This window comes from Conyzicola lurida (assembly GCF_014204935.1).
GTDB lineage: Bacteria > Actinomycetota > Actinomycetes > Actinomycetales > Microbacteriaceae > Conyzicola > Conyzicola lurida.
In genome coordinates this window covers 3,097,266-3,117,335 of sequence record NZ_JACHMJ010000001.1, presented here as the reverse complement: position 1 = coordinate 3,117,335, position 20,070 = coordinate 3,097,266, and the positions used below count along the sequence as shown (strand labels likewise).

Genomic DNA, 20,070 nt, shown 5'->3' with positions numbered 1-20,070 from the left:
TAGCATCCGGAGGGAACCGAGGAGAAAAATGCTCACCCTTCCCCGTGGCCTCGTGCCGATCTTCCTGCGTGTGGCCGGTGCGAACCGCACCTTCGTGAGCGCTGCCGGCGCCCATCGCAAAGTGCGCGAGCGCGAGCTGCGCCCGTCGACGTACGGGCCGCCGAGCCGGCTGCGCCCCGACGTGCGCGTCGACGTCGTGCTCGGCCACGACTGGCCGGTCTACACGGTCTCGCCACGGCGGGGAACACCGACCGGCAGCGTTGTCTACGTGCACGGCGGCGGCTGGGTGAACCAGATCGTGCTGCAGCACTGGCAGCTCGCGGCCCAGATCGCGGCCGAGTCGAACACCACCGTGATCCTGCCGATCTACCCGCTCGTGCCGTTCGGGACGGCGACGGATGCCGCGGCCGGCGTCTCCACGATCGTGCGCGAGAGCATCGAGCGGTACGGCTCCGCGAGCATCGCCGGCGACTCGGCGGGCGGGCAGATCGCGCTGTCGGTCGCGCAGGTGTTGCGCGACGAGCACGGCGTCGTGCTTCCCCGCACGGTGCTCATCTCGCCGGCGCTCGACCTCACCTGGAGCAACCCGCGCATCCCCGCGGTGCAGCCGACCGACCCGTGGCTCGGGGTACCGGGTGGCCGGGTGCTCGCCGAGAAGTGGCGCGGCGACCTCGACCTGCTCGATCCGCTGGTCAGCCCGCTGGCCGGCGACCTCGCCGGGCTCGGCCCGATCACCCTGTTCTCCGGCACGCGCGACGTGCTCAACCCCGACGCGCACCTCCTCGTAGAGAGGGCCCGCGTCGCCGGCGTCGAGCTCGACTTCCAGGAGGGGGTCGGCGACGTGCACGTCTATCCGCTGCTGCCGATCCGCTCGGGGCGGGACGCGCGGGCGGTCATCGTCGCGGCGCTGGGCCGCGCGGCGGTGCCGCGGTAGCCGCCGCGCGCTGCCCAGCCCAGGCCCCGCCGCCCCGCTGGGCCCCCGCGTTGCCGCAAATCGACCCATCCCGGCGCCGGATGGGTCGATTCGTGGCAACGCGCGGGTCAGACCGGCCGGTCGTCCGCGTGCTCGCCGTAGAACTCGGACTGCCCGCGCATGATGTCGCGCATCGAGGCGTCGCGTCCGACGCCGTAGACCGTTCCCGGGAAGTCGAGCGTCCGCTGCACCGCCCAGATATCGTCGTGCCGGTCGGGCGAGAAGAGTTGCGCGGGGTCGCCCACCGCGACCCAGCCGATCGGAACGACCGTGCCCGCGGCGACCACCGTGTTGACCTGCACGACGGCGTTGATGCGTACCTCCGCCCCGCCGCCGATGCTGCTGCCGGGAAACAGCGAGGCGCCCGTTGCGACGAACGCCTCGTCGCCCACGATGCTGCCGTTCACGTGGGCGTGCGGTCCCACCATCACGGAGTCGCCGATGATCGCGGGGTGGGAGGCGCGGCCCCGCACGAGCGCGTTCTCCATCACCACGGTGTTGCGGCCGACGACGACGCGGCCGTCCTCGGCCGTGAGCACGGCGCCGTGCAGAATGCGGGCGCCCGCGGCGACACGCACGTCCCCGACCAGCACGGCGGTGGGCGCCACGTAGGCGTCGGGGTCGACGGCGGGGGAGATGCCTCGGTGCTCGGTCAACATTGTCGCCTCCAGATTCGCGTGGCTCCACGGTAACGCCGCTCGGCTAGAGTTCCACACGTGCCGACCCTCACCGACATCCGCCAGCGCGTGCGTCTCGAGCGCGGTGCCGAGGCGCTGAGGGCGCAACCGCCGGCCGCGTGGGTCGTCGCGGCCGTCACCACGGCCCTGTACTCCGTGCTGTCGTACTCGCAGTGGATCACGCTGAAGTCCCCGTCGTGGGACCTCGGCATCTTTACCGAACTGGCCAAGGCCTACTCGCGGTTCGAGGCGCCGATCGTGCCGATCAAGGGCGACGGCTTCAACCTGCTCGGCGACCACTTCCACCCGCTGCTCGTGCTGCTCGGACCGGTGTTCGCGGTCTTCCCCTCGGCTTTCACCCTGTTGATCGTGCAGAACGTGCTCATCGGCGTCTCCGCCTTCGTCGTCACCCGCGCCGCGACGCGCGCTCTCGGCCGCGGGCCCGGTGCCCTGATCGGCACGTCCTACGCCCTGAGCTGGGGGCTGCAGGCGGCCGTCGACGTGCAGTTCCACGAGATCGCGTTCGCGCTGCCGCTGCTGGCGCTGAGCCTCGAGGCGATTCTCGAGCAGCGTTGGCGTGCCGCGGCACTCTGGGCCGCGCCGCTCGTATTCGTGAAAGAAGACCTCGGGCTGACCGTCGCATTCATCGGCGGCTACCTCGTCTGGAAGGCCGGGGCGAAGCTCGGTTTCGCGCTCGTCGGCTGGGGCGTCGGCTGGCTGATACTCGCGCTCGTCGTCATCCTGCCCCTTCTGAATACGGGAGGTCACTACGCCTACGGGCTCTCGACGACCGAGGAGTTCAAGCCGCTGGGCCAGGCGATCCTCGACTTCGTGCTGCCCAGCAAGCGCTACGAGACCGTCGGGCTGTTGCTGCTCGCCTGCGCCGGCCTCGCGCTGCGCTCGCCGCTCGTGCTGATCATGGTTCCGACTCTCGCCTGGCGTTTCGTCTCGACCAACGAGGGCTACTGGGGGCCGGGCTGGCACTACAGCGCGGTGCTGATGCCGGTGCTGTACCTCGCGCTCGTCGACGCGGTTCGCAGCGGGCGGGTCAGCCGGCTGCCGTGGATGCGGTCGTACGCGCAGGCGGTGCCTGCCGTGGTGGTCACCGTCGCCATCATGCTGCTGCCGAGCCAGGCGCTCGGCGCGCTGGTCAAACCCGAGACCTTCACCCCGCCGGCGCGCGCGGAGCAGGCGTACGAGGCGATGGACGTCATCCCCGACGGCGCGACGGTCGAGGCCGACATCGCGCTGATGCACTACCTCGTGCCCGACACGACGGTGTTCTGGCTCGGCAATCCGGGCAACCCGGGTGCCGAGTACATCATCATGGACCGCACCAACGGCACCTGGGGCGGCAACGCCCCCGCCGACGCCGCCGTCTACGCCGAGCAGCTGCACCCCGGCACGAACTACACGCTCGTCTACAGCGACTCCGACTACCAGGTGGCCGAGCGCCAGTGACCCGCTTCGAGCTGCACGGTTCGCCGGCCGACCCGTCAGTGCGGGCGGATGCCGCGGCGACGCACACCCGCGTCGGCCTGCTCGGTCTGCTTGCCGACCGGGGCCGCCGCCTGCGCCGTGCCCGCGTGCCCGGCAGTGCCGCGGTCGTCGGCTACGGCTGGGGTCTCTTCGACACATTCACGCAGCGTTGGTGGCCGCAGGGCATCGCGACCGGCGACTTCGGCGGCGTGCCGATCGTCATCACGAGCTGGTACGCACAGCCCAAGCGCGGGGTCGAGCAGGGCGTGCGCATCAGCGTGATCGACCTGCGAAACCCGAAGCGCCCCCGGTTCCACCACGTGCTGTTGGTTTCGCCGCGGCGCGAGGGCGCCACGCTCGCGTTCGACCCGGTGGTCGTGCACGCGGGCGGCATCGTCTGGTCGGGCGACCGGCTGCTGGTCGCCGCGACGAAGGGCGGGCTGCTCGAGTTCCGGCTGAGCGACATCCTCGACGCCAAGCGCGAGCGGGTGTTCGGCTACCGCTACCTGCTGCCGCAGCACGGGGAGTTCCGCCAGCCGAAAGCCCCGAAGAACGGCATGCTGCGCTACTCGTTCGTGGCGGAGGATCCGACCGACGACGCCGAGCTGCGGCTCGTCGTCGGCGAGTACAGCACGGGGGAGGGCGGACGCCTGTCGCGCTTCCTGCTCGCGGACGACGCGTCGACCATCGACGACACCCACGTGCCGGGTATCGCCCAGATGCAGGGCGTCGTCATCGTCGACGGCGTCTGGTTCGTCAACGCGAGCCGCGGCGACAAGCTCGGCGGCGACCTCTGGACGGGCGCGCCCGACGCCTGGACGCGGTACGAGGGTGTGCTGCCGCCCGGCCCCGAGGACATCGCCGTCTGGCCCGAGCGCGGACAGGTCTGGTCGGTGACCGAATTCCCGGGCAAGCGCTGGGTCTACGGGGTGGATGTCGCGGCCTGGCGTCCCCCGTCGAGCGGGCCCCGCGCCTAGTCGGTCGCGAGAACCGCGCGCAGCCGCGCGGCGAACTCCGCCGGCTGCCCGATGAACCCGGCGTGGTCGCCGGGGAAGAGCACCGGCTCGACGTCGAGCAGGGCGGCCAGCGCGCGCGTCGTCGCGTCGGTGTTCAGGTGCCCGGAGTCCTCGCCGAGCCCGACGACGATGCGCCCCACGTGCGGCTTGAGCGACTCGAAGTCCGGCACGTACCGGGTGGTGCCGCGCAGCTCGTGCTCGAAGAAGTGCACGCTGTCGGCGATCTCCTGCGGGGTGGGCGTGGTCTCGGGCGGCGGCGGGGCGTTGCCCGTGTCGAACCCGGCCGAGCGCATAAACGCGCCCCACCCGGCACCGACCCCGTGCTCGCGCGCGGTCTCGATGATGCTCTCGGTCTTCTCCCGCCAGTCGGCGGCGTACGGCAGCAACTCGAGCAGGGGCGGCTCGTGCGCGACGAGCGTGCGCACGCGGTCAGCGTGCCGGGTGATCAGCGCGAGACCGGTGACGGCGCCGCCGCTGCTGCCGAAGACGTCGGCGTCCTCGGCCTGCAGCGAGTCGAGGATCGAGAGCAGATCGTCGGCGCGCAACTCGGGCGTGGAATCCCTCCCCGGGTCGTGGAGCACACTGCCGCCCACCCCGCGCGGGTCGTGGGTGACGACGGTGTGGTCGGTGCTCAGCGCGTCGGCGAGCGGCGCGAACGCGGCGGCGCCCATCGGTGCGCCGGTGATGATCAGCACCGGGCCGCTGCCGCGGATCTCGTAGTGCAGCGTGCCGCCGGAGACGGGAGTCGTGTGGGTCGATGTCATGGTCGCACTTCCTCGGGCGGGTTCCGTGACGGGCCGGCTGGGCCCTCTCGAACCCTACTCGCGGCGCGGAAACAGCGTCAACGGCCAACTATTTCTGCCGAAGGGGCGTCCGGAACCGCGACGGCTCCGAACAAGAGGTGCCGCCGGGATTCTGGCCCGGCGAACAATCGGAGGCACCATGACGACACAGCAGATCGAAGTCTCGATCGTGGTGCCGACCTATAACGAGGCCGACAACGTCGCCGAGCTCGTGGCGCGCATCGAAGCCGCCGTCGAGGGGCTCGCCGCCGAGATCATCGTCGTCGACGACTCCAGCGACGAGACTCCCGCTGCCGTGCGGCGCGAAGCGGCGAGGTCTCCGTTGCCCATCCGCCTGATCCATCGGGATGTCGCGACCGGCGGCCTCTCGGGAGCGGTCGTCGCGGGGCTCGAAGCCAGCCGCGGACGCTGGAGCGTCGTGATGGACGGCGACCTGCAGCACCCGCCCGAGCTCATCCCGGTTCTCGTCGCCTCGGGCGAGTCGGAGAACGCCGACGTCGTCGTCGCCTCCCGCCACATCGCCGGCGGCGCGGACGCGGGGCTCTCCGGCGCGTTGCGCCACCTCGTCTCCACCGGCGCCACCGTGCTCACGCGGGCGATGTTCCCGATCAAGCTGCGCGACTGCACGGACCCGATGACCGGTTTCTTCGCGGTGCGCCGCTCGTCGGTGGACCTCTCCACGCTTCGCCCGCACGGCTTCAAGATCCTGCTCGAAATCCTGGCCCGCACCCCGCTCACCGTGGTGGAGGAGCCGTTCGTCTTCGCCGAGCGCCACGCGGGGGAGTCGAAGGCCGACCTGCGCCAGGGATTCACGTTCCTCGCCCAGATCGCGGCCCTCCGCTTCGGCAGGCTCTCCGGCTTCGCCGCGATCGGCGCCGTCGGAGCCGTCGCCAACCTCGGCATCATGGCCGCGCTGCAGGCATTCGGTGTCTGGTACCTCGCGGCCGCGATCGTCGCCGCGGTGGTCACGATCCTCGGCAACTTCGTGCTGCTCGAGCGGTTCGTGTTCCACGACCTGCGCGACGGCGCCCACTCCGTGTGGAAGAGGTTCGCGCAGTCCGTGGCGTTCAACGGCACGGAGACCGCGGTGCGCACGGGGGTGCTGTTCCTGATCGTCGAGTCGACCTCGGTGCCGGGCATCCTCGCGCAGGCGCTGCTCATCGCGGTCGGGTTCGTGATCCGCTTCGTCTACCACTCGCGCGTCGTCTACAAGCCCGACCGCACCACGTCGCCCGCCCCCTCGGCGAGCCGCGTCGACGGAACCCTGACCGCCACCGACTAGGCAGCGCGCGGTGTGCGGTGTGCGGCGTGCGGTGTGCGGCGCTCAGCGTCGTCGAGCGCGCGGAGGTTTGGTGCGTCGCGGCTGAGGTTTGTCGCGCACGCGGGGGCACGAACGGGCGCGTCCGAGACAAACCTCAGCGCGCCCTCGGAGGGCGGCGCCACCTCGGAGGAACTGCGCGCCCTCGGATGAACAGCGCGCCCACAGGGGCCGCGCTACTCGGCGGGCTTGTCCGACCCGTCCATCGCCTCGGCGTGCTTGGTCTTGCCCTCGGCGATCAGGTCGTCGTCGCCCTTGATGACGCCGACCGTTTCGACGAGACGGCCCCCGATCGCGCTGGCGACCTGGCCGAGCGTGACGTCGGGGTCCGAGGCGGCGTCGGCCGCGACATCCACGATTCTGAGCGTGTTGTCGCCGGGAGTCGGCGTCGAGCGGGCGTGTTCCACGCAGAGTCGGGCGACCTCGTCGGCATGGGCGTACATCACCGAGTGGGCGGCGCCGGGCATCTCCCAGAGTCGTGACGACGGCAGCAGCTCGCCGACCTTCTCGACCCAGGCGCGCGGGGCGACGCCGTCGAACTCCCCGCGGATGACGAGCGTGTGCGCCCGGATCTTCGGCAGCGCCTCTTCGATCGGATAGTGCATCATCTTGGGCAGCACGCGCGAGAACCACTTGAACCCGCAGAACAGGTAGGCGCTCACCGCGAGGATCTTGACCGTCGCCGGCTCGTGCCAGGCCGCCCCGAGGAAGCGGCGCGCCTGCGTGAGGAGGTGGCGTTCGGCGGGGTTCACGACCGGTCCGATGAGCACGAGGCTCGTGAGGTCGGGGCGGCGGGCGGCGAGGTCGCTCACCACCTGGCTGCCCATCGAGTGGCCGACCACGATCGGGTCGTCGAGTTCGAGCTCGTCGATCACCTTGCCGACGAGGTCGGCGTAGGCGCGGATCGACATGGCGTCGTCGGGGTGGGGCACGCCGCCGAAGCCGGGCAGGTCGAGCGCGTACACGGGGCCGAACTCGAGCAGGTTCGGGGCGAGCCGCTCGAAGTAGGTCGACGAGACGCCGATTCCCGGGATCAGCAGGAACGGCCGAACTCCCGTGGCGCCGATCGAGTTGACGCGCACGTAGACGTCGCCGTCGTAGACGCGCTGCACCTCGACGTCGGTGCGCCGCCGGTGCCGGGAGTGCTTGACCGCCATCGTCTACCGCCGGTACTCGACGAACCGGTAGCGGATACCGTTCTTCGACTCGAGCCAGTCGCCCGCGGCATCCACGCCCCAGTCGTCGCCGATCTCGGGCGCCACCGTGTCGCCCGGCACGGCCAGGTCGATCTCGGTGACGTGCAGCCGGGTGGCGAGCGGCAGGGCCTGACGGTAGATCTCGCCGCCGCCGATGACCCAGACGTCGCCGTCGCCGGCCGTTTCAAGAGCGTCAGACAGAGAGGATGCCGCTTCGGCCGACGCATTGCGCCCGCCCCACTCCGCATCACGCGTGACGACGATGTTGCGGCGTCCCGGCAGCGGACGGAATCTCTCGGGGATGGAATCCCACGTGCGCCGCCCCATCACGACCGGGTGTTTCATCGTCACGGCGCGGAACCGCGCGAGGTCTTCGGGCAGATGCCACGGCATAACGCCCGCGTGCCCGATAACGCCGTCGTGCGCCTGCGCCCAAATCAGGCCGACACCGTTCAGGCCGACACCCGGCCGCGGTGCCTCGCTCATACGGCGACGGGCGCCTTGATGGCGGGGTGGTGCTGGTAGTCGACGACCTCGAGGTCGCCGTACTCGTAGTCGAAGATGCTGTCGCGCTTCGCGGTGATGTTCAGCGTCGGCGGCGCGTAGGGCTCGCGGGTCAGCTGCTCGGCGACCTGGTCGCGGTGGTTGTCGTAGATGTGGCAGTCGCCGCCGGTCCAGATGAAGTCGCCGACCTCGAGGCCGACCTGCGCCGCGACGAGGTGGGTGAGCAGGGCGTAGCTGGCGATGTTGAAGGGCACGCCGAGGAACAGGTCGGCGCTGCGCTGGTAGAGCTGGCAGGACAGCTTGCCGTCGGCGACGTAGAACTGGAACATGGCGTGGCACGGCGGCAGGGCCATGTTGGGGATCTCGGCGACGTTCCACGCGGAGACGATCATGCGACGCGAGTCGGGGTTGGTGCGGAGGGTGTCGATGACCTGGCTGATCTGGTCGACGTGGTCGCCCGACGGCGTGGGCCAGGAACGCCACTGCACGCCGTAGACCGGACCGAGGTCGCCGGCGGCATCCGCCCATTCGTCCCAGATGGTGACGCCGTTCTCCTGCAGCCAGTTCACATTGCCCTCGCCGCGCAGGAACCAGAGCAACTCGTAGGCGATCGACTTGAAGTGCACGCGCTTGGTGGTGATGAGCGGGAAGCCCTGGGAGAGGTCGAACCGCAACTGCGCGCCGAAGACGCTCGTGGTGCCGGTTCCGGTGCGGTCGGTCTTCACCGAGCCCGTCGCGAGTACGTGACGGAGCAGGTCTTCATACGGGGTGGCGATTGGCGTGTTCATCGGGGTCTAGCTTAATCGAGCGGGCCGACACGGGCACGGATTGTGTTTCTCAGCGGGTTGAGCCTGTCGAAACCCCCGACTACCCTCGCCCTCATGGAGCATCCTCTGGTAATCGACCCGGGGCATCCACTCGTCGAACGGATCCGCGCCATCGCGCTCGCGTACCCGGAGTCGGTGGAGGTCGCGGCATGGGGCCGCCCGACCTTCCGCGCGGGCAAGAAGATCTTCGTGATGATGTCGGCATCGATGGACCGGTCGCACACCATCGTGTTCAAGCCCGCACCGGGTGAGCGGGAGGCATACTTGGCCCGCGAACCCTTCTATTCGCCGCCGTACTGGGGCCCGGGCGGCTGGCTCGCCGTCGACCTCGAGGCTCCCGACACCGACTGGACCGAGGTCGCGGAGATCATCGATACCTCGTACCGGCAGGTCGCTCTCAAGCGTCAGATCTCGGCTTTGGACAATTGATGCCGAAACCACTGGTATAGTCTTCGAGTTGGCATTTGCGGGTTCCGCGAATCGCTCGACATGCGCCCGTAGCTCAGCGGATAGAGCAATTGACTACGGATCAATAGGCCGGGGGTTCAAATCCCTCCGGGCGCACCACTGAAAGCCCCGCACAGTCGTGCGGGGCTTTCGTCGTTAAGCGGCGGTGTCGAATCGGCTCGTGCCCACATTTCGAGGGGGCGGGAAGTAGAGCGACCCGGCTGATAGAGGCCTACGGCTGGGTAGGCAGGGGGATCACGCAGGAAAAGAAGCTCGACACTGAGCAATTGAGCTTGGGTGGTGCGGCGCGGCGAGACCGGGTTGATTTGTAGCTAACTCGTGCCTGAGATGTCGTTGACCGAGCTGACAGGCTCTGCACTCCAGCTGCGGAGCAGGTCGAGCGCGTCGGCGGACGGTGACCCTGGTTCGGCGAGGTAGGTCGAGATCATGATGCCACCGCTCGACGGAAGCATCAGTGTCTCGAATGTAAGCGTCATCTCGCCGACGATCGGGTGGTTGATCCTCTTGGTGCCGGAGACGTGGGTGCGGACGGTGTGGCCGCCCCACCAGGTGCGGAAGTCGGTGCTGCGGGTGGCGAGTTCACCAACGAGGGCCATCAACGCCTTGTCGCTGGGATCTTGGCCGGCGAGGAGACGGAGAGCGGAAACTGCCTCGCGAGCACTGGTCTCCCAATCGAGGAAGAACTCTTTGGCCCGGTCGTCGAGGAAGAAGGAACGAGCGCTGTTGACCGGCTTGCCGTCGGCGGGGAACAGCAGCGGGAAGAGGGCACGTCCCAGCGGGTTGGAGCCGACGGTGGTGGTGATGCGGTTCATCGCGACCGCGGGCACGTCGCGCATGGTGTCGAGCAGCTGGGCAACGGCGGGGGACACGCGGGCTTCTGGCTTGGCCCGCGTTTCGCGACGGGGACCGGAGGCTGCCTTCGACAAATCGAACAGGTGCGCGGATTCCGCATCGTTCAGCTGCAGTGCACGGACAAGGGCGAAGAGGACGCTCTCGGAGACGGTGCTGAGGTCGCCGCGTTCCATGCGCGTGTAATAGGCGGTGCTGACACCGGCGAGCTGGGCCACTTCTTCCCGTCGTAGGCCAGGGACGCGGCGTTCGCCGCCAAAGGTCGTGAGACCGGCCTTCTCCGGGGTGAGCCGTGCCCGCAGCGCGGTGAGGAACTCCTGCACGTCGTTCTTGCTATCCATACCCGTGACGCTAGCCGAGTACCGGTTGTTTCTGGGAGTGCACACAATTCACCCCCAGCCCTCCGCCCTGGGGGTGAATATCGTGAACTCTCACCCGGGAGAGGTGCGCGCTTACGTTCGGGATATGACAAACACCACCATCACCCTGAACAACGGAATCGAGATTCCGGCCGTCGGCCTCGGCGTCTTCCAGACCCCTGCCGACGTCACCACCGCCGCGGTCGAAGAGGCGCTGCGCGCCGGCTACCGCCTGATCGACACCGCTGCCGCCTACGGCAACGAGCGCGAGGTCGGCGAGGGTATCCGCAACTCCGGTGTGCCGCGCGAGGAGGTCTTCGTCGAGACGAAGATCTGGATCAGCGACTACGGTTTCGACGCGACCCTGCACTCGTTCGAGAAGAGCGCCGGCAAGCTCGGCGTCGACTACATCGACCTGGTCCTGCTGCACCAGGCGCTCCCGTCCGCGTTCGACCTCACGATCGAGGCCTACAAGGCGCTCGAGCAGCTGCTCGCCGACGGCAAGGTCCGTGCGATCGGCGTCAGCAACTTCACCACCGACAACCTCGAGCAGCTGCTCGCCGCGACCACGGTCGTCCCCGCCGTCAACCAGATCGAGCTGCACCCGTACTTCCAGCAGAAAGACGTCCAGGCCGCCAACGCCGCGCACGGGATCCTCACGCAGGCATGGTCGCCCATCGGCGGCGTCACCACCTACACGCCCGGCGCCACGAGCGTTCTCGAGAATGAGACCCTCAAGGCGATTGCGGCCGAGCACGGCAAATCCGTCGCCCAGGTCATGCTCGCCTGGCACCTCGCCGAGGGCCGGGCGGTCGTCCCGAAGTCGACGAAGGCAGAGCGTATCGCGGAGAACTTCGCCCTCGACTTCGAGCTCACCCCGGATCAGCTCGCGGCGGTCGACGCCCTCGAGACCGGCGTGCGCGGCGGACCCCCGCCCGGCTTCATCAACCTCACCGATCACGCCTTCCCGATCCCCGAAGCCTGATCCCCGCGACATCCATCCGACTCACTGAATAGGAAACGAACCATGGAATACACACGACTCGGCAACTCCGGTCTCAAGATCAGCGCCCTCACCCTCGGCTGCATGAGCTTCGGCACCCCCAACGACTTCCAGCCCTGGGCGCTCGGCGACGAAGCGGCCGCACCGCTGTTCAAGCAGGCCGTCGAGCTCGGCATCAACTTCTGGGACACCGCCAATGTCTACGGCGGCGGCACCTCCGAGGAGATCACCGGCCGCGCCATGCGCGAATACTCCAGCCGCGAAGAGACCGTCCTCGCGACGAAGATCTACTGGCCGATGAGCCAGAACCCCGGCGGCGGCGGCCTCAGCCGCAAGGCTGTTCTCGAACAGGTCGACGGCTCGCTGACCCGTCTCGGCACCGACTACATCGACCTGATGCAGATCCACCGCTTCGACCCCGAAACCCCGGTCGAAGAGACGATGGAAGCCCTTCACGACGTGATCAAGTCGGGCAAGGTGCGCTACATCGGCGCCTCGTCGATGTGGGCGTGGCAGTTCGCGAAGATGCAGTCCGCTGCCGTGCAGAACGGGTGGACGAAGTTCGTTTCGATGCAGGACCAGTACAACCTGCTCCAGCGTGAAGAAGAGCGCGAGATGCAGGGACTGCTCGCCGACCAGGGCGTCGGCAATCTGATCTGGTCCCCGCTCAACGGTGGCCTCGTCGCCCGCCCGTGGGGCGACAAGAGCACCACGCGCGGTGCCTCGACTCCCGGCACCGACCAGTTCGGCCGCCCGATGTTCGTCGAGTCCGACAAGGCCATCGTCGACGCTGTCGAGCGCATCGCCGCCGACCGCGGGGTCGCCATGGCGACCGTCGCCCTCGCCTGGGTTATGAAGAACCCGGTCGTGGATTCCCCGATCGTCGGCGCCACCAAGGCGAAGCACCTCACGGACGCCGCCGCCGCACTCGAGATCACTTTGACCGACGAAGAAGTAGCCGCACTCGAGGGCCCCTACGCACCGCGCGAACCCACCTTCTTCTAAATCCTCAGCACCGGCGGTGCCGGACCGGCCTTGGTCCGGCACCGCCACACAAGATCAGGAACACCATGCCCAAGTCCTTCACAGTGCTCGTCGTCGGCTCGACCGGCAGCATCGGCACCAAGGTCGTCGAACAGTCCGTGCGCGCTGGTCACGCCACCCGAGCCCTCGTACGCAAATCCCGCCGCGCCCGCCGTCTTGATGCTGGCGCCGAAGCGTTCGTCGGCGACCTCACCGAGGCCGGCACCCTGACCGAGGCGCTCGACGGCGTCGACGCGATCATCTTCACCCACGGCAGCAACGACGGCGAACGGGTCAACTACGGTGCCGTCAAGAACGTCCTCCACGCCCTGAACGGACGCAAGGTGCGGATCGCCCTGATGACCTCGATCGGCGCGACGGCCCGGCACGATATGAGCGACTGGAAGCGGCGCGGCGAACGCCTCGTCCGCGCCAGCGGCAACCCGTATACGATCATCCGACCCGGCTGGTTCGACTACAACGACGCCGACCAGCACCGCATCACGATGCTGCAGGGCGATACCCGATTCACCGGTTCGCCGGCGGACGGCTCCATCGCCCGGGCGCAGATCGCCCGCGTCCTCGTCGAGAGCCTCACCGAACCAGATGCCATCGGCCGCACCCTCGAGCTCGTCGCCGAACGCGGCGACGAGCAGGCCGATCTCGGCCCGCTGTTCGCCGGGCTCGACCCCGATGAGGTGGGATCGGTCGACGGCATCCGCGACCGGGACAACCTTCCTCTCGCGGACGAGCCGCAACGACTCCGGGACGATCTCGACGTCCTTCGCAACGCCAAGTAAGGAACCTCTGTGAACGACCGGACACTCAACCGGCCGCCGACCGCGATCGTGGTCGGCGGATCCCTCGCCGGACTCATGACCTCGCTCACCCTATCCCGGGTCGGCGTGGCGGTGACCTTGCTCGAACGCAGCGGTCCCGGCCGGAGCCGGGGCGGCGGACTGCTCGTGTCCGACGGCCTCGTCGAACGTGTAACGGGATGGGGCCTCGTGCCCGGGTCGCCGCGAGTGCCGACCACTCTCTCCGGCGGAATGCACTCCTGGCACACTATCTTCACCGCGCTCTACGCGGCCGTCGAACACGACCCCGGCGTCACCGTGATTCACAACGCGCGGGTCACCTCAGCCGATCAGGGCGATAGCGCGGCCTGGGCGACCGCCGACGATGGTCGCGTGTTTCGCGCCGACGTCGTCATCGGTGCCGACGGGCATCGCAGCGTCGTCCGCGCGGCCGTCGCCCCGAGTCATCCGGATGCCACCTTCGCGGGCTACCTTGTCTGGATCGCGACCATGGAAGAAACCGGCCTTCCAGAGTCCATCCGCGGACACCGTGCGTTCGACCAGAACGTGTTCCTCGGCGACGACGACGCCATGCTCCTCGGCGGCAGCTTTCCCGGCGAGGACGGCGGCACCGAACGCGGACGTCGCACCATCGGCTGGGCCGTCTACGACAGCACTCACAACGACCTTCTCTACCGCAACGGCAATGTGCAGGGTTCGGTCGTGCACCACTCCGTCTCCGCGGACGAGATACCCGACGAGCTCGCGGAGCAATTGGCGCGAATGGGGCGGGGCCGCTGGTCCCCGCAATGGACCGAGGTGATGCAGGCCAGCTTGCGCGCCGGGCGGGTCATCGGCACCCCGATCAGCGAATACGTACCTCACCACGTCGTCAACGGGCGCCTCGCCATCGTCGGCGACGCCGCCCACGTCGCCACTCCGATGACCGGAAGCGGCTTCACCCAGGCGCTCGACGACGCCGAGGTTCTCGCCGACGTCATCGAGGCGGCCGCTCGGCGCGGACTCGACGGGCGTTTGATCGCCGATGCCCTGCTCAAGTACGAGAAGAAGCGGCTGCGGTCGGCACAGAGCTCGGTGCAGTCAGGCCAGACCTTCAGCCGTAGGTTTAGTCCGGCAGCATGATGCCGCGCCAATATCCGTGCCCACATTTTGCCCACACTCGGCGAAGATCGTGTGTGAACGACATTGCCGCTGCCAGCCGAAAATCCCTTGAGTTCCGAGGATTTACGGATCAATAGGCCGGGGGTTCAAATCCCTCCGGGCGCACCGCTGAAAGCCCCGCACAGTCGTGCGGGGCTTTCGTCGTTAAACGTTCTGGCGGTTGGCCGTCAGGGGGCTTCGGCGACGGTATCGGCCGTCACGGTGTCCAAGGTTTCCGTGGCGGCCCAGCTGGAGAGCAGTTGCAGCCCGTCGTACGAGGCAGAGCCCGGTTCGGCGGAAAAGACCAGCATCTGCAGCCCATGGTCGGACACGAGGTCCATGCCCTGGAAGGTCAGATCGAGGTCGCCCACGACGGGGTGGTGGACGCTCTTGGTGCCGGTGCGGTGTTCGCGCACGTCGTGCGACCCCCAGAGTTTGCGGAACAGGTCGTTGCGGGTGGAGAGCTCGCCGACGAGGTCGCTGAGCTGTCGGTCGTACGGCGACCGGCCGGCCTCGGCACGCAGAATAGCGACGATCTGGCGGGCATTAGCTTCCCAGTCCCGGTAGAAGTCCTGCGCCGCCGGGTCGAGGAACACGAAGCGGGCAGCGTTCACCGGCGGTCGCGCGTCCTCGAACATCACCGAGAACAGCGCGCGGCCGAGGCGGTTCGTGGCGACGGCATCCAGGCGTCCGTTCTGCACGAAGACCGGGACCGTGGACATGGCGTCGATGGTCTGCTGCATGCTCGCGGTCAGCTGGGACCGGTTCGTCTGCCGCCTGCGCTGCGGGTGAGCGCCGGCGTTGGCGGCGCGCACCAGGTCATAGAGGTGGGAGCGTTCGGCTTCGTCGAGTTTGAGCGCCCGGCTGATGTCGTCGATCACGCCCTCGGAGACGCCGGTCGCGGTCCCGCGTTCCAGGCGCGTGTAGTACTGGGTACTCACTCCGGCCAGCAGTGCGACTTCCTCGCGACGAAGGCCCTCGACTCTGCGGCGACCGCCGAAGTCCGGCAGGCCGGCCTGTTCCGGCGAGAGCTTCGCGCGTCGCGAGACGAGAAAGTCGCGGATCTCGTTATGGCTGTCCATGCGACGAACATACGCCACAGATCCTCGCGGAGAGGGTCCCTGCCGGGGACCCTATAGGGCGGGACTGTCTCACTTCTGGGCGCCGGAGTTGACTGGAATCACACCACAGCTCCAGCCCCTCGAAGAGAAGAGAACGACAGTGAAGAACGCACATCTCGGCGGCCTCGAAGTGGGCCGTATCGGCCTCGGCGCCATGACCATGGCGGGTACCTACACGGCAGAGGGCGCGACCGACGACTCCGAATCGATCCGCACCATCCACCGCGCCCTCGAGCTCGGCGTCACCCACATCGACACCGCGGAGGGCTACGGCCCGTTCCACAGTGAAGAGGTCGTCGGCGAGGCAGTCAAGGGTCGCCGCGACCGGGTGCAGATCGCGACCAAGTTCGGCATCCTCACGCACGAGGCGGACGGCGCGTGGGGCATGGGCCCCGACGGCAGCGCTGCCAACGTGCGCCGCGCGGTCGAGGGTTCGCTGAAGCGTCTCGGCACCGACTACATCGACCTGTTCTACCAGCACCGTATGGACCCGGGCACGCCCATCGAGGAGACCGTCGGCGCCCTCGCCGAACTCGTCGCCGAGGGCAAGATCCGCTACTACGGACTCTCCGAGGCGGGCGCCGCGACCATCCGCCGTGCCCACGCCGTGCACCCCATGGCCGCGCTCCAGACCGAGTACTCGCTCTGGACCCGCGACGTCGAGGCCGAGATCCTCCCCCTGCTGCGCGAGCTCGGCATCGGATTCGTGCCGTACTCGCCGCTCGGCCACGGCCTGCTCACCGGCCAGATCCGGTCGGTCGACGACTTCCCCGACGACGACTGGCGCAAGACCAACCCGCGCTTCACGGGGGAGAACTTCACCAGCAACCTCGCGATCGTCGACGAGGTGAAGGCGATCGGCGCGGAAAACGGAGCGTCCCCGGCCCAGACCGCGCTGGCGTGGATCCTCACCAAAGGCGACGACATCGCCCCGATCCCCGGCACCCGCCGCATCGCCCGGGTCGAAGAGAACATCGCGGCCGACGCCATCGAGCTGACCCCGAGCCAGATCGAGCGTCTCGACACCCTCACCCCCGCGGCCGGAGCCCGCCACGACGAGGCCAACATGGCGACCGTCGAGAACTAGGACCGCGCGCGCCGGAAACTACGCCACGCACACCACCCCGGTGTTGCCGTCCTGATCCGCGATCACTGTGAGCCCCGGCGCACCGCTGTCGTCGACGACCGTGCCTCCCGCGGCGACGGCGGCCGCGATGCGTTGCGCGGCGACCTCGGCCGCGACGTAGACCTCGACGTGGAAGCGCTGGCTGCCCGCTTCGCCCGCGTCGCCGAACCAGAGGTTCGGCATGCGCCCGCCCGGGTCCCGGATCTCGTCGCTCGGCGAACCGTGGCCCTGGGCTCGTGGGTCGCCGGTCAGAAGTGCGGCCCACACCGGGGCGATGGCCGATGACCGACCCGTGTCGAGGCCGAGCTCGAGCACGCTGACCGCGGCCGGGTCGGCCTCGATGCTGAGGTCGGCCGCGATGTCGGTGATCCGCCGTGCGAGGTCGACGTCCTGCTGGGTGACCCACTCGACGACGTACTCGGTGCCGTCGTCGTCGCGGTAGACGGCGTCGGCGCTGACCAGCTTGAGGTCGACGTGCCCCGCGCCGACCGACACGCTGGGGTAGTGCGCGGCACCGGAACCCGCCTCCCCGACGGCGGTGACGAACCGCGCACCGGTGCCGAAGTCGTCGACCAGGTACCGGGCGTGCAGCCCCTGGGCCAACTTGCGCCAGTCGGTCAGTTCCGCGGCGGCGATCTCCTCGCCCGTCAGCATGTCCATGGTCTGAATCCCCTCACGATCGCGATTTCGCAATCACGATAGCCCCGATCCGTCGAACGCGGCAGGGGCCGCGAGCGGTGGGGCACTGTCCGGGCCTCCCTCATCCCCGCGCGCATCCATACAGTGAGAAAAGCAGGGGCCGAGCTGGAGTTCGTAGGGAGCACAGGGAAACATGGAAGCGCTCGAAGTGATCGTGCTGATCGGAGCCGTCATCGTCGTCGGCGCCGCGATCGCGCCGCGGCTCCGCATGCCCACTCCGTTGCTCATGCTGTTGCTCGGCGTCGCGGTCGGGTTCATCCCGCAGGTGCAGCACGTGCAGCTGCCGTCGGAGGCCGTGCTCGTGCTCTTCCTCCCGGCCCTGCTGTTCTGGGAGAGCCTCACCACGTCGCTGCGCGAGATCCGCCGCGACCTCCGCGGCATACTGCTGCTGTCGACCCTGCTCGTGGTCGCGACGGCTTTCGGGGTCGCCGGCATCGCGACGGCCCTCGGGCTCACCTGGGGCGCGGCGCTCATCCTCGGCGCGGCGTTGGCGCCGACCGACGCCACGGCGGTGGGTTCCATGGCGACATCCCTGCCCCATCGCAACCTGACGGTGCTGCGGGCCGAGAGCCTCATGAACGACGGAACCGCCCTCGTCATCTTCAGCATCGCGATCGGCGCCGGTGTGAGCCAGATCGACTACACCGGCTGGCAGATCACCGGCCTCGTCGCCCTCGCGTATCTGGGCGGGGGACTGATCGGGGCGGCGGCCGGGTGGGGCGGCACGCTGCTGCTCCGGCGGCTCCACGAGCCGATCGCCAACAACGCGGCGCTTGTCTTCATCCCGTTCGCGGCCTTCCTGCTCGCCGAGCTCGTCGGCGCCTCCGGGGTGATCGCCGTCGTCGTCGCCGGTCTGGCCCTCAGCCAGTCGGGCCCCCGGGTGAGCACGCCGCAGTCGCGGCAGCAGACGTTCTCGTTCTGGTCGCTGACGACGTTCTTGCTCAACAACGCCCTGTTCGTGCTCGTCGGCATCGAGGTGCACGTTGCCGCCGCGAATGTCGCGGGCGACCAGCTCGGCCCCCTCCTGCTGCTCACCGTGCTCGCGTGGATCGCCGTGCTCGTCATCCGCTTCGTGTTCCAGATCGTGTCGATCTCGCTGATCCGGCTGCTCGACCGCCGACCCGTGCAACGCACCCGGCGCATGTCGCACCGCGCGCGGGTCGTCTCGACGACCGCGGGTTTCCGCGGTGCGGTCTCCCTCGCCGTCGCGCTCGCCGTGCCGACCGTGCTCGCGTCGGGGGAGCCGTTCCCGGGCCGCGACGAAATCGTCTTCGTGACCGCGGGAGTGGTGCTGCTCACCCTGCTGGTGCAGGGGCTCGTGCTGCCGCTCGTCATCCGCTGGGCGACCTTCGCGCCCGACACGACGTTCGACGACGAGCTGGCGCGCGCCGAAGCCGAGGCGGCCGACGACGCGATCGCCCACCTGCCCGAGGTCGCGGCACGGCTGAAGATCGGCGACGACGTGCGCGACCGGGTCGCCGAGCTGTACGAGGAACACCGCGCGGTGCTGTCGCCGGAGACGGACGACAGCGAGACTCTGCGCGAACAGGACCGTCAGGCGGTGGCCCTGCGGCTGGGGCTGCTGGAACGCAAGCGCGACGTGATGATCGCGCTCCGTGACGACGGCACGATCAGCGACACCGCATTGCGCACCCTCCAGACCCGGCTCGACCGCGAAGCGCTGAGACTCACCCAGCCCGACATCCTCGAATAACGCCCAAGGAGGCTGTGTCAGAGCCTGCCTCGGCCACTGTCGCCGACGTACCGTGGCACCATGACCGACTACATCACTCTCAACAACGGCGTGCAGATGCCCGCCCTCGGACTCGGCGTCTTCCAGAGCTCCGCGGACGAGACGGCTTCCGCCGTCGAAACCGCGCTGCGCACCGGGTACCGTCACATCGACACGGCCGCCGCCTACATGAACGAACGCCAGGTCGGCGAGGGGATCCGCGCGTCCGGGGTCGACCGGGACGAGATCTTCATCGAGACGAAGGTCTGGATCAGCCAGTACGGCTACGACGAGACCCTGCACGCGTTCGACCTGAGCACCCGCAAGCTCGGGGTCGACACCCTCGACCTGCTGATCCTGCACCAGCCCGCCCCGTGGCAGTTCGACACCACGCTCGAGGCCTACCGCGCGCTCGAGACCCTGCTCGCCGACGGCCGCGTGCGGTCGATCGGCGTGAGCAACTTCACCGGTGCGCACCTCGAGCGTCTCGCGGCCGGTTCGACCGTCGTGCCGGCCCTCAACCAGATCGAGCTGCACCCGTACTTCGCGCAGAAGGACAACCAGGCCGCCAACACGGCGCGGGGAATCCTCACGCAGGCGTGGTCGCCGATCGGCGGAATCACGTTCTACCCGGGCTGGAGCGACGGGACGGGCAAGAACCCGCTGTCCGACCCGGTCATCGCCGCGATCGGTGCCGAGCACGGCAAGTCGAACGCGCAGGTCATGCTGCGCTGGCACCTGCAGCAGGGCCGCAGCATCATCCCGAAGTCGGTGAAGCCCGAGCGCATCGCCGAGAACCTCGACGTCTTCGACTTCGAACTCAGCGCCGACCAGCTCGGGCAGATCGACGCCCTCGACCTCGGCGTGCGCGGCGGCCCCGACCCCGACGCCGTGCGCCCGCCCGGGCAGTTCACGATCCCCGAGAACTGATCGCGTGCA

Annotated in this window: 20 protein-coding genes and 1 tRNA gene; 13 read left to right on the top strand and 8 right to left on the bottom strand. The window is 69.0% G+C overall.

What is annotated here, in order from left to right:
• The first annotated feature begins 28 nt into the window (after nucleotides 1-28).
• Nucleotides 29-934: an alpha/beta hydrolase fold domain-containing protein gene (locus HD599_RS15205; RefSeq protein WP_184239075.1), complete on the top strand. Its 906-nt coding sequence runs from the start codon at nucleotides 29-31 to the stop codon at nucleotides 932-934.
• A gap of 107 nt (nucleotides 935-1,041) precedes the next feature.
• Here HD599_RS15205 and HD599_RS15200 read toward each other — a convergent pair whose 3' ends face one another.
• Nucleotides 1,042-1,632 (bottom strand): gamma carbonic anhydrase family protein, encoded by a 591-nt coding sequence (locus HD599_RS15200; protein WP_184239073.1) that lies wholly within the window; start codon nucleotides 1,630-1,632, stop codon nucleotides 1,042-1,044.
• Between the two features lie 57 nt (nucleotides 1,633-1,689).
• On the opposite strand from HD599_RS15200, the gene HD599_RS15195 reads away from it, so the two are divergent.
• On the top strand, nucleotides 1,690-3,111 hold the full coding sequence (locus HD599_RS15195; RefSeq protein ID WP_184239071.1) for a DUF2079 domain-containing protein: 1,422 nt from the start codon (nucleotides 1,690-1,692) through the stop codon (nucleotides 3,109-3,111).
• Complete coding sequence (locus HD599_RS15190) at nucleotides 3,108-4,106, top strand: hypothetical protein (RefSeq protein WP_184239069.1); 999 nt, start codon at nucleotides 3,108-3,110, stop codon at nucleotides 4,104-4,106. Before HD599_RS15195 ends, HD599_RS15190 begins: the two co-directional genes overlap by 4 nt.
• Here HD599_RS15190 and HD599_RS15185 read toward each other — a convergent pair.
• Nucleotides 4,103-4,909, bottom strand: a complete 807-nt coding sequence (locus HD599_RS15185; RefSeq protein WP_184239067.1) for an alpha/beta fold hydrolase — start codon at nucleotides 4,907-4,909, stop codon at nucleotides 4,103-4,105. The two genes, HD599_RS15190 and HD599_RS15185, sit on opposite strands and share 4 nt — an antisense overlap.
• Nucleotides 4,910-5,087: 178 nt before the next feature.
• Here HD599_RS15185 and HD599_RS15180 point away from each other — a divergent pair, with 178 nt between their 5' ends.
• Nucleotides 5,088-6,230 carry a glycosyltransferase gene (locus HD599_RS15180; protein WP_184239064.1) on the top strand — a complete coding sequence of 381 codons (1,143 nt, stop codon included), beginning with the start codon at nucleotides 5,088-5,090 and terminating at the stop codon, nucleotides 6,228-6,230.
• Between the two features lie 212 nt (nucleotides 6,231-6,442).
• Here HD599_RS15180 and HD599_RS15175 read toward each other — a convergent pair whose 3' ends face one another.
• Genes HD599_RS15175 through HD599_RS15165 form a run of 3 tightly spaced genes read right to left on the bottom strand, consistent with a single transcriptional unit; the run spans nucleotide 6,443 to nucleotide 8,754 of the window.
• A complete protein-coding gene (locus HD599_RS15175; RefSeq protein ID WP_184239062.1) occupies nucleotides 6,443-7,423 on the bottom strand; it encodes an alpha/beta fold hydrolase in 981 nt (326 codons plus the stop codon).
• Between the two features lie 3 nt (nucleotides 7,424-7,426).
• Nucleotides 7,427-7,948, bottom strand: a complete 522-nt coding sequence (locus tag HD599_RS15170) for a dihydrofolate reductase (protein WP_184239060.1) — start codon at nucleotides 7,946-7,948, stop codon at nucleotides 7,427-7,429.
• Nucleotides 7,945-8,754, bottom strand: coding sequence for a thymidylate synthase (locus HD599_RS15165; RefSeq protein WP_184239058.1), 810 nt, complete (start codon nucleotides 8,752-8,754; stop codon nucleotides 7,945-7,947). Before HD599_RS15165 ends, HD599_RS15170 begins: the two co-directional genes overlap by 4 nt.
• A gap of 93 nt (nucleotides 8,755-8,847) precedes the next feature.
• Here HD599_RS15165 and HD599_RS15160 point away from each other — a divergent pair, with 93 nt between their 5' ends.
• Together HD599_RS15160 and HD599_RS15155 are read left to right on the top strand one after the other, a co-directional pair.
• Nucleotides 8,848-9,222 (top strand): MmcQ/YjbR family DNA-binding protein, encoded by a 375-nt coding sequence (locus HD599_RS15160; protein ID WP_184239057.1) that lies wholly within the window; start codon nucleotides 8,848-8,850, stop codon nucleotides 9,220-9,222.
• A 62-nt stretch (nucleotides 9,223-9,284) separates the two neighbouring features.
• A tRNA-Arg gene (locus HD599_RS15155) sits at nucleotides 9,285-9,360 on the top strand.
• 212 nt (nucleotides 9,361-9,572) lie between these two features.
• Here HD599_RS15155 and HD599_RS15150 read toward each other — a convergent pair.
• Nucleotides 9,573-10,451: a helix-turn-helix transcriptional regulator gene (locus HD599_RS15150; RefSeq protein ID WP_184239054.1), complete on the bottom strand. Its 879-nt coding sequence runs from the start codon at nucleotides 10,449-10,451 to the stop codon at nucleotides 9,573-9,575.
• A 124-nt stretch (nucleotides 10,452-10,575) separates the two neighbouring features.
• On the opposite strand from HD599_RS15150, the gene HD599_RS15145 reads away from it, so the two are divergent.
• The 4 genes from HD599_RS15145 to HD599_RS18375 all read left to right on the top strand — a co-directional run bounded on the left by HD599_RS15145 (nucleotide 10,576) and on the right by HD599_RS18375 (nucleotide 14,435).
• The gene (locus HD599_RS15145) at nucleotides 10,576-11,454 is read left to right on the top strand and encodes an aldo/keto reductase (RefSeq protein WP_184239052.1); all 879 of its coding nucleotides are present in this window, start codon (nucleotides 10,576-10,578) and stop codon (nucleotides 11,452-11,454) included.
• A 42-nt stretch (nucleotides 11,455-11,496) separates the two neighbouring features.
• Nucleotides 11,497-12,477, top strand: coding sequence for an aldo/keto reductase (locus HD599_RS15140; RefSeq protein ID WP_184239050.1), 981 nt, complete (start codon nucleotides 11,497-11,499; stop codon nucleotides 12,475-12,477).
• 65 nt (nucleotides 12,478-12,542) lie between these two features.
• Entirely contained in the window at nucleotides 12,543-13,295 is a 753-nt protein-coding gene (locus HD599_RS15135; protein ID WP_184239048.1) for an SDR family oxidoreductase, read from the top strand.
• Between the two features lie 9 nt (nucleotides 13,296-13,304).
• Nucleotides 13,305-14,435: an FAD-dependent monooxygenase gene (locus tag HD599_RS18375; protein ID WP_184239046.1), complete on the top strand. Its 1,131-nt coding sequence runs from the start codon at nucleotides 13,305-13,307 to the stop codon at nucleotides 14,433-14,435.
• A 206-nt stretch (nucleotides 14,436-14,641) separates the two neighbouring features.
• On the opposite strand, the gene HD599_RS15125 is transcribed toward HD599_RS18375, so the two are convergent.
• Nucleotides 14,642-15,535 carry a helix-turn-helix transcriptional regulator gene (locus HD599_RS15125; RefSeq protein WP_184239044.1) on the bottom strand — a complete coding sequence of 298 codons (894 nt, stop codon included), beginning with the start codon at nucleotides 15,533-15,535 and terminating at the stop codon, nucleotides 14,642-14,644.
• Nucleotides 15,536-15,674: 139 nt separating this feature from the next.
• Here HD599_RS15125 and HD599_RS15120 point away from each other — a divergent pair, with 139 nt between their 5' ends.
• Complete coding sequence (locus tag HD599_RS15120; RefSeq protein WP_184239042.1) at nucleotides 15,675-16,661, top strand: aldo/keto reductase; 987 nt, start codon at nucleotides 15,675-15,677, stop codon at nucleotides 16,659-16,661.
• 18 nt (nucleotides 16,662-16,679) lie between these two features.
• Here the strand turns inward: HD599_RS15120 and HD599_RS15115 are convergent, their stop codons facing one another.
• Nucleotides 16,680-17,360, bottom strand: coding sequence for a 4a-hydroxytetrahydrobiopterin dehydratase (locus HD599_RS15115; protein ID WP_184239039.1), 681 nt, complete (start codon nucleotides 17,358-17,360; stop codon nucleotides 16,680-16,682).
• 172 nt (nucleotides 17,361-17,532) lie between these two features.
• Here HD599_RS15115 and HD599_RS15110 point away from each other — a divergent pair, with 172 nt between their 5' ends.
• On the top strand, nucleotides 17,533-19,113 hold the full coding sequence (locus HD599_RS15110; RefSeq protein WP_184239036.1) for a Na+/H+ antiporter: 1,581 nt from the start codon (nucleotides 17,533-17,535) through the stop codon (nucleotides 19,111-19,113).
• A 60-nt stretch (nucleotides 19,114-19,173) separates the two neighbouring features.
• Nucleotides 19,174-20,061, top strand: a complete 888-nt coding sequence (locus tag HD599_RS15105; protein ID WP_184239034.1) for an aldo/keto reductase — start codon at nucleotides 19,174-19,176, stop codon at nucleotides 20,059-20,061.
• The last annotated feature ends 9 nt before the right edge of the window (nucleotides 20,062-20,070 follow it).

Coding starts and splice junctions, on each gene's coding strand:
- HD599_RS15205 (WP_184239075.1), top strand. CDS start 29: ATGCTCACCCTTCCCCGTGGCCTCGTGCCGATCTTCCTGCGTGTGGCC.
- HD599_RS15200 (WP_184239073.1), bottom strand. CDS start 1,632: ATGTTGACCGAGCACCGAGGCATCTCCCCCGCCGTCGACCCCGACGCC.
- HD599_RS15185 (WP_184239067.1), bottom strand. CDS start 4,909: ATGACATCGACCCACACGACTCCCGTCTCCGGCGGCACGCTGCACTAC.
- HD599_RS15180 (WP_184239064.1), top strand. CDS start 5,088: ATGACGACACAGCAGATCGAAGTCTCGATCGTGGTGCCGACCTATAAC.
- HD599_RS15175 (WP_184239062.1), bottom strand. CDS start 7,423: ATGGCGGTCAAGCACTCCCGGCACCGGCGGCGCACCGACGTCGAGGTG.
- HD599_RS15170 (WP_184239060.1), bottom strand. CDS start 7,948: ATGAGCGAGGCACCGCGGCCGGGTGTCGGCCTGAACGGTGTCGGCCTG.
- HD599_RS15165 (WP_184239058.1), bottom strand. CDS start 8,754: ATGAACACGCCAATCGCCACCCCGTATGAAGACCTGCTCCGTCACGTA.
- HD599_RS15160 (WP_184239057.1), top strand. CDS start 8,848: ATGGAGCATCCTCTGGTAATCGACCCGGGGCATCCACTCGTCGAACGG.
- HD599_RS15150 (WP_184239054.1), bottom strand. CDS start 10,451: ATGGATAGCAAGAACGACGTGCAGGAGTTCCTCACCGCGCTGCGGGCA.
- HD599_RS15145 (WP_184239052.1), top strand. CDS start 10,576: ATGACAAACACCACCATCACCCTGAACAACGGAATCGAGATTCCGGCC.
- HD599_RS15140 (WP_184239050.1), top strand. CDS start 11,497: ATGGAATACACACGACTCGGCAACTCCGGTCTCAAGATCAGCGCCCTC.
- HD599_RS15135 (WP_184239048.1), top strand. CDS start 12,543: ATGCCCAAGTCCTTCACAGTGCTCGTCGTCGGCTCGACCGGCAGCATC.
- HD599_RS15125 (WP_184239044.1), bottom strand. CDS start 15,535: ATGGACAGCCATAACGAGATCCGCGACTTTCTCGTCTCGCGACGCGCG.
- HD599_RS15115 (WP_184239039.1), bottom strand. CDS start 17,360: ATGGACATGCTGACGGGCGAGGAGATCGCCGCCGCGGAACTGACCGAC.
- HD599_RS15110 (WP_184239036.1), top strand. CDS start 17,533: ATGGAAGCGCTCGAAGTGATCGTGCTGATCGGAGCCGTCATCGTCGTC.
- HD599_RS15105 (WP_184239034.1), top strand. CDS start 19,174: ATGACCGACTACATCACTCTCAACAACGGCGTGCAGATGCCCGCCCTC.